At 52.5% G+C, this 1,221-nt stretch carries 2 protein-coding genes; both read left to right on the plus strand.

The genetic code is table 11. From position 1 onward, the window contains the following. Window positions 1–71: 71 nt before the first annotated feature. Window positions 72–1,052, plus strand: a complete 981-nt coding sequence (locus HGG74_RS20815) for an IS5-like element ISKpn26 family transposase (RefSeq protein WP_000019473.1) — start codon at window positions 72–74, stop codon at window positions 1,050–1,052. Further along, window positions 1,034–1,221 (plus strand): hypothetical protein (locus tag HGG74_RS21270; protein WP_205762280.1); only part of this gene is annotated, 188 nt, incomplete at its 3' end. The genes HGG74_RS20815 and HGG74_RS21270, both read left to right, overlap by 19 nt.

The raw sequence follows: 1,221 nt of genomic DNA on the forward strand, positions 1-1,221 counted from the left end.
TAGGGAAGGTGCGAACAAGTTCCTGATATGAGATCATCATATTCATCCGGAGCGCATCCCAGAGGGACATCATGAGCCATCAACTCACCTTCGCCGATAGTGAATTCAGCACTAAGCGCCGTCAGACCCGAAAAGAGATTTTCCTCTCCCGCATGGAGCAGATTCTGCCATGGCAAAACATGGTGGAAGTCATCGAGCCGTTTTACCCCAAGGCTGGTAATGGCCGGCGACCTTATCCGCTGGAAACCATGCTACGCATTCACTGCATGCAGCATTGGTACAACCTGAGCGATGGCGCGATGGAAGATGCTCTGTACGAAATCGCCTCCATGCGTCTGTTTGCCCGGTTATCCCTGGATAGCGCCTTGCCTGACCGCACCACCATCATGAATTTCCGCCACCTGCTGGAGCAGCATCAACTGGCCCGCCAATTGTTCAAGACCATCAATCGCTGGCTGGCCGAAGCAGGCGTCATGATGACTCAAGGCACCTTGGTCGATGCCACCATCATTGAGGCACCCAGCTCGACCAAGAACAAAGAGCAGCAACGCGATCCGGAGATGCATCAGACCAAGAAAGGCAATCAATGGCACTTTGGCATGAAGGCCCACATTGGTGTCGATGCCAAGAGTGGCCTGACCCACAGCCTAGTCACCACCGCGGCCAACGAGCATGACCTCAATCAGCTGGGTAATCTGCTGCATGGAGAGGAGCAATTTGTCTCAGCCGATGCCGGCTACCAAGGAGCGCCACAGCGCGAGGAGCTGGCCGAGGTGGATGTGGACTGGCTGATCGCCGAGCGTCCCGGCAAGGTAAAAACCTTGAAGCAGCATCCGCGCAAGAACAAAACGGCCATCAACATCGAATACATGAAAGCCAGCATCCGTGCCAGGGTGGAGCACCCGTTTCGCATCATCAAGCGGCAGTTCGGCTTCGTGAAAGCCAGATACAAAGGGCTGCTGAAAAACGATAACCAACTGGCGATGTTATTCACCCTGGCCAACCTGTTTCGGGTGGACCAAATGATACGTCAGTGGGAGAGATCTCAGTAAAAACCGGAAATAACGCCAGAAATGGTGGAAAAAATAGCCTAAATAGGCTGATTCGATGTGTTTGCGGGAAAAAAATCGGCCCAGATCCGCGAAATTTTAATCAACGAGTCAGCTTGGGAAGAAATGACCTGCTTATTCGCACTTTCCCTAATATAATTAACAAACCAAT

It is taken from the genome of Arthrobacter mobilis (assembly GCF_012395835.1).
Classification (GTDB): Bacteria; Actinomycetota; Actinomycetes; order Actinomycetales; family Micrococcaceae; genus Crystallibacter; species Crystallibacter mobilis.